At 48.5% G+C, this 5,991-nt stretch carries 6 protein-coding genes and 2 pseudogenes; all 8 read right to left on the reverse strand.

Features of this window, described 5'->3' with window-relative positions; all coding sequences use genetic code 11:
- The coding region (locus FD23_RS05955; RefSeq protein ID WP_155515442.1) for a MerR family DNA-binding transcriptional regulator at window positions 1–253 on the reverse strand (253 nt) is incomplete at its 3' end.
- Window positions 254–403: 150 nt separating this feature from the next.
- Window positions 404–1,699, reverse strand: coding sequence for an adenylosuccinate lyase (purB, locus tag FD23_RS05960; protein ID WP_025896244.1), 1,296 nt, complete (start codon window positions 1,697–1,699; stop codon window positions 404–406).
- Window positions 1,700–1,742: 43 nt separating this feature from the next.
- Window positions 1,743–2,866, reverse strand: a pseudogene (gene purK, locus FD23_RS05965) (5-(carboxyamino)imidazole ribonucleotide synthase).
- A pseudogene (gene purE / locus FD23_RS05970) lies at window positions 2,856–3,322 on the reverse strand (5-(carboxyamino)imidazole ribonucleotide mutase). Before purE ends, purK begins: the two co-directional pseudogenes overlap by 11 nt.
- A 182-nt stretch (window positions 3,323–3,504) precedes the next feature.
- Window positions 3,505–3,759 (reverse strand): DUF2087 domain-containing protein, encoded by a 255-nt coding sequence (locus FD23_RS05975; RefSeq protein WP_025896245.1) that lies wholly within the window; start codon window positions 3,757–3,759, stop codon window positions 3,505–3,507.
- A complete protein-coding gene (locus tag FD23_RS10560; RefSeq protein ID WP_236743895.1) occupies window positions 3,760–3,897 on the reverse strand; it encodes a hypothetical protein in 138 nt (45 codons plus the stop codon).
- Window positions 3,887–4,861, reverse strand: coding sequence for an MFS transporter (locus FD23_RS05980; RefSeq protein WP_230844865.1), 975 nt, complete (start codon window positions 4,859–4,861; stop codon window positions 3,887–3,889). The genes FD23_RS10560 and FD23_RS05980 overlap by 11 nt, the downstream gene beginning before the upstream one ends.
- Before the next feature lie 338 nt (window positions 4,862–5,199).
- Window positions 5,200–5,700: a hypothetical protein gene (locus FD23_RS05985; protein WP_025896246.1), complete on the reverse strand. Its 501-nt coding sequence runs from the start codon at window positions 5,698–5,700 to the stop codon at window positions 5,200–5,202.
- Between the last annotated feature and the right edge of the window lie 291 nt (window positions 5,701–5,991).

The raw sequence follows: 5,991 nt of genomic DNA on the forward strand, positions 1-5,991 counted from the left end.
CCTTCTGTCTTTGGAGGTCTTCTTTTTGATGGCCAGAAGAAACCCGGCAATAGCCGATGGTCAGCAGCTTCTTAGGCTTAGATGCCTTCACATTTCCTTGCAGAAGCTCATCTAGCATTTCTTTAGTGTAGCGACGTTGATTGGAGGCAGTTCTAAGCGGCGTAATCAGTCCTTCAGCTTCCCAATTGCGGAGAGTTGACTTAGCAACATTAAGATATTCAGCTGCTTTTGATATGGACATGTATTCGCTCATCGTTTCTTCCTTCCAATCTTTTGATACCGGCATTATATCATGAATTGATAAGAAATATTACTATTTAGTACTGAATGAAATTAATACTTTTTAACAGTCACAACCTTTTATATATTGGCAATCGCATTGAAAATCATTGCCCTTTTACACTTATTCCAAACCTAGGCGCTTGTAGATGTCGTCAACGTGGCGCAGGTGCCAGTGGTAGTCGAAGGCATCGTCAAGATCAGCCTTAGTCAGTTGCTTTTGAATGGTTGGGTCTGCTTCAAGGAGAGGCCGGAATGGAACTTGTTCAGCCCAGCACTTGGCCGTGTATGGCTGGATCAAGTCGTAGGCAGCTTCCCGGCTCATGCCGCTTTCAACCAGCTTAAGCAGAACGCGGCCGGAGTAGATCAAGCCCAAAGTCTTGTCCATGTTCTTCTTCATGGTTTCCGGGAAGACATCCAGGTTGGCCAGGATCTTGCCCATCCGGTTAAGCATGTAGTCAAGACCGATGGTGCTGTCTGGCAGGATTACCCGTTCAGTACCTGAATGGGAGATGTCTCTTTCGTGCCACAGGGTTACATCTTCGTAGGCAGTTACGACATTGCCGCGGAGAACTCTGGCCATCCCGCAGATGTTTTCTGAACCGATCGGGTTGCGCTTGTGCGGCATAGCGGAAGAACCCTTTTGCCCCTTGGCGAAGTGTTCTTCAACTTCGTGGATTTCCGTTCTTTGCAAAGAACGGATTTCCGTAGCGATGTTTTCCAAAGAAGTTGCAACCAGGGCGATGGTAGCAATGTATTCAGCGTGCAGGTCACGTGGCAGGACCTGGGTTGAAATTTCCTGGGCGTGCAGACCCAGCTTCTTGCAGACATATGCTTCAACTTCCGGGTCAACTTCAGCGAAAGTCCCGACGGCACCGGAAATCTTGCCGGCTTCCACTCCGCGGGCAGCGTGTTCAAAGCGTTCCTGGTTCCGCTTCATTTCTGAGTACCAGCGGGCGAACTTCAAGCCGAAAGTAGTTGGTTCAGCGTGAATGCCGTGGGTGCGGCCCATGCAGACCGTATCCTTGAATTCAAGGGCCCGCTTGGCCAGGACGTCGATAAAGTTCTGGATGTCCTTGCGAAGGATGTCGTTAGCCTGCTTCAATTGGTAACCCTGGGCAGTGTCAACCACGTCAGTACTGGTCAAGCCGTAGTGCACCCACTTCTTTTCCGGCCCCAATGATTCAGAAATGGTCCGGGTGAAGGCAATAACGTCGTGGTGAGTCACGGCTTCAATTTCGTTGATGCGGTCAACGCTGAACTTGGCGTTTTGCTTAATCTTTTCCACGTCTTCTGCCGGAATGTAGCCAAGCTTGGACCAGGCTTCATCAGCAGCGATTTCTACTGCCAGCCAGCATTCATACTTCTTTTCATCAGTCCAAATGGCACCCATTTCTGGTCGGGTATAGCGTTCAATCATTTATTTTCCACCTTTAAAAAATCAACAATAATCTGCTTTTTAATTATACATCCCAAACTTTGGTTGCGGCAATCTCGGCCAAAGTCTTGTCGACATCATCAGTCAGGATTGTCACATGCCCCATCTTCCGGTCTCTGCGGACCTCGCCCTTGCCATAGTCATGGAAGGACCACTGTGGCTTTTCGGCGATCAGATTTTCCGTGCCGGCCACGTGCTGGCCTAAAACATTGACCATGACGACCGGGCTGAGCAGCTTGATCTTTGGCAAAGGCCAGTTGCAAATTGCCCGGTTGTGGACGGAAAACTGGGAGAAGTTGCAGGCTTCAATTGAGTAGTGGCCGGAATTGTGGGGCCGGGGAGCCAGTTCATTGATGACAATTTTGTCATCTTTAGTAACGAACATTTCTACGCCTAAGATCCCCTTCAGGTCAATGGCTTCAGCGATCTTGACGGCAGCCTCCTGGGCCTTTTGGGCCAAGTCCGGGGAAATCCGGGCCGGGACGATACTTTCATGCAGGATTTCGCCCTGGTTGATGTTTTCGCTGACCGGGAAGACCGTGACTTGGCCATCGCAGTTGCGGCCAACCATGACGGAGGCTTCCATACGGAAGTCGACAATTTTTTCAAAATGCAGTCACCGCAAGCTAAGACATCAGCAGTCTTGTCCAAGTCGGCAGCTGCTTTTAAAACAACCTGGCCCTTGCCGTCATAGCCGCCTTCACAGGTCTTCAAAACGACTGGCAGGCCCAAGTCATTGACGGCTTCTTCCAGGTCAACCCGGTTCTTGACTGCTCTGAACTTGGCCACTTCACAGCCGGCACTTTGGATAAAAGTCTTTTCCCGCATCCGGTTGTTGGTCGTGTATAGAAGCTTGGTCCCTTGCGGAATAAAGACCTGGTCCTTGACGCTCTCCAGGGCATCCAGGTCCACGTTTTCAAATTCGTAGGTCAAGACATCGCTTCTAGAGGCCAGTTCATGGATGGCGTCGACATCACTGTATTCAGCCACCATCTGGTCATCTGCGGCTTGGCCGGCCGGGCAAGCTGGAGTTGGGTCCAGGATGATGGCCTTCATTCCGCTGGCCTTGGCATCAAAAGCCAGCATTTGTCCTAATTGTCCCCCGCCAATGATGCCGATCGTTTGGCCGGGCTTGATTTTAATAGACAAGGTCTGCACTGCTTTCTTTGGCTTGGTCGTGCATTTCCTTGCGGTAGTCCACGATCTTTTGCTGGAGTTCTTTATCTTCGATGCCTAAGATCTGCATGGCTAAAAGAGCCGCGTTCTTGGCGCCGGCCGGGCCGATGGCGGTCGTCGCTACAGGGATGCCTGCTGGCATTTGCACGATGGAAAGAAGGGAGTCCATCCCGCCCAAAGCGCTGGTCTTGGCCGGGCAGCCAATTACTGGCAAGGGAGTGTTGCCGGCAATCATGCCTGGCAGGTGGGCAGCCCCCCAGCACCAGCGATGATCACCTTAGTGCCGTTTTCCGCTGCCTTTTGGGCAAAAGCGAACATTTACTCCGGCATTCTGTGCGCTGAAATAACCTGCTTGTCGTAGTCGACCCCGAACTTGTCGAGCAGCTTGCAAGCTTCCTGCATATAGCCCCAGTCTGACTTAGAGCCCATTACAACACTGATTCTACTAGTCACGATTATTCCTCCTGTCTGCTTTCCCTTAGGATAACAGAAAACGGGACTTTTTTAAAGAGAAAGATGAACTATTTGCCAAGAGTTTCTTATTAACATTCGCTTTTAGTTTAAAAACAGTAAAAAAAGACCACCACGTGGTGGTCTTAAATGCCATAAAATCAATCTTCCTTTTCTGCCCGCCAGTAATGATGACCATAAGGGTCCAGTTCCAAGCGGCCCGTGTCAACCAAGTAGCGGCGCAAAATAGCGTAGTTGTCATAGACTGCTGCCAAGATCTCATTGACTTCCTTTTCAGTATAATCCCGGCCAAATTCAAAGCGGTCAATCAGCGCGTCAAACAAGGCATCTTTCGCCTTTTGCTTGCGGGGAATGACCTGCAGGCGGCCATCCTTGAAAAATCCTGTAATATCCATTTAAATCTCCTCAACTTCTAATTTTTTACTCTGCATGCCAAAAATTGCCAGCAAAAAGATAACTAAGCCCAAAACAGCCAGACTTACCCAGGCAAAGCCGATGCCATAGCGGTCAGACAAAAAGCCGTTAATTGCCAAAATCGCGACTTCCGCGCCCGCGTCCAAGGCATTGGCAACAGACATAATCGTCGCCCGGCGGTTCTCTGTTTGAATCGTCGTTTGCAAAACAATCCCGCCCAGCATGTTTTCCAAGCTGCCAAACATGGTATGGAGCATGAACAAGGCGAGAGACCCATAATACCAGTTTTTCAGACCAACCACGCCGAGCAAAAGTAGCAGCCATCATTACCGTGCTGACAACAATCAAGCGGGTCTGTCTTTTATTAGACAGCGGCTTTTTGGACACATAGCGGTTGTAAAGAGAAATCGCCAGCATCCCGGCCAGGCTCATCAAGACAGAAATCGTCCCGGAATTGACGGCCTTACCTCTTTGAAAGTACATCTGCCACTGGTCAAGCGGACCTGCTGAAATAATTGCCACGGGAAGCAGAAGCAAGATCCAGGCAAAAGTTTTCTGTTCTTGCTTGACCGTGTATTTTACATCGGCAACCAAGTTCAGCTTCGGCATCCCTTCTTCCTCCTCAGCCAAGTTTTGGCTGTCATATTTCAAGAGAGGGATGATGGTCAAACTGGTCGCGAGCAAAAAGGCCGCGCCGATCAGCAAGGGCAGGTCCAGGCGGATATTGCCTAAAATATTAGCCCCAACGAAGGTGGCAGCCATGGTCAAAGGCGTGCCAATAAGACTGTAGCCAAAGAAAATCGCGCCAAGCTGGTCTTTTTCGCCATGCTCAACGGCCTTGTTGGCAATCCAGGAAGTCATGGTGCCCGATTGCAGGGAATCCCCTAGCGCGGTCAAGACCCGGCTGACTGTCATCCACAATAAATTCATGGGACTGAGTGCCAAAATTATCAAACCTAAGGCTCTGATGATCCCGCTGGCCATGATCGTTTTTAAATAACCAAATTTGTCAGCACTGTAGCCGGATGGTATTTCGGCAAAAAAGGTGACCAGCCAGAAAATCTCCAAGAAAAGATTGATCAAGCTGTCGCTGTAGCCACTATGCCGTATAAACAGGTAGATCTTTCCGCTCCATAGCGAGATCCCCACCGTATATAAGATGCTGATGTAGTAAAAAAATATACTTGTATTTCTTCATCGCTCCTCCAGTTTGTTATCTCCATAAATCCGCTCTTACCGCGACTAAGTAATACCTCCTTAATTTACCATCTTTCTAAAAAAATCCATCTTTTTCTTCATATTATATTAATAATAAGGCACTTCTTTATCATCATCCCGCGCAAAATAAGCTTTCATTTATTATTTTTAGATTAAGAAATGCACTAGGCAGTTATCCGCCTAGTGCATTTCAGTAAGAATATTTATTTTTTAAGAGCCTGCTCTTGAGGCTGTTTCGCCATATTCGAGTCAAAAACTTCTGCACGCTTGTTCATGGCTATATAGATCTTTGACTTGTAAGAAGCCAGGCTTTCTACTTCCCGCTTGGCGTTGAAGTGGTAGTAGTTGGCCAGGTTACCCTTGGCATCAATCTTAAACAGGTAATCGTTAAAAGCAAGGTAATAGCACTTGTGGGCAACATTGTAAGTAAAGCCCTGTACCTGGCTGGAGTTAGAAATCAAGTCACCGTCAGTAGTGGCTGCTTCTTTAACCTTGAAGCTGTTGCCCGTCCGGGTGATCTTCCAGATTTCAAAGCGGTGATTGAACTTGCTGTGGAACAAGGCCAGCATGATGTTGTCGTCAATCACGTCCGCGTTTAAGAAGTAGAAGTTGTTTTCCCGCTTGCCGTTGCTGACGGCAAAAGTCCAGATCCGCTTGACCTGCATGTCCTTCTTGTCAATCTGCAAAAGCTCGTTTGACCGCAACTTTTTGGTATGGTTCCAGTTAGCCAGTTCATAGATAGTTCATAGATATAGCGGGAAGTTGACCCAACAGACTGACTATGGCCGAGTTTAATGTAAGGACTGATCTTGATGCTCTTGACGTAATTCTTCCAAAGCTGGAAATTCAAGGTATTGGTTGGAATATACTGCAAAGCATACTTTGGCACTTGGTTCAATTGGTAAAGGACCATGTGCCCCCGGGCTCCGTCCTTGGATGATTCAGGCCCGCCATAAAAGTTGGTCGTGACCATATCCTGACCATACACATCCAAA

The sequence above is a fragment of the Lactobacillus delbrueckii subsp. delbrueckii DSM 20074 = JCM 1012 genome, assembly GCF_001433875.1.
GTDB classification, from domain to species: domain Bacteria; phylum Bacillota; class Bacilli; order Lactobacillales; family Lactobacillaceae; genus Lactobacillus; species Lactobacillus delbrueckii.

What these genes read in the sequence shown, in the direction of transcription:
- FD23_RS05975 (WP_025896245.1), bottom strand. Translation starts at nt 3,759, where the DNA reads ATGGATATTACAGGATTTTTCAAGGATGGCCGCCTGCAGGTCATTCCC.
- purB (WP_025896244.1), bottom strand. Translation starts at nt 1,699, where the DNA reads ATGATTGAACGCTATACCCGACCAGAAATGGGTGCCATTTGGACTGAT.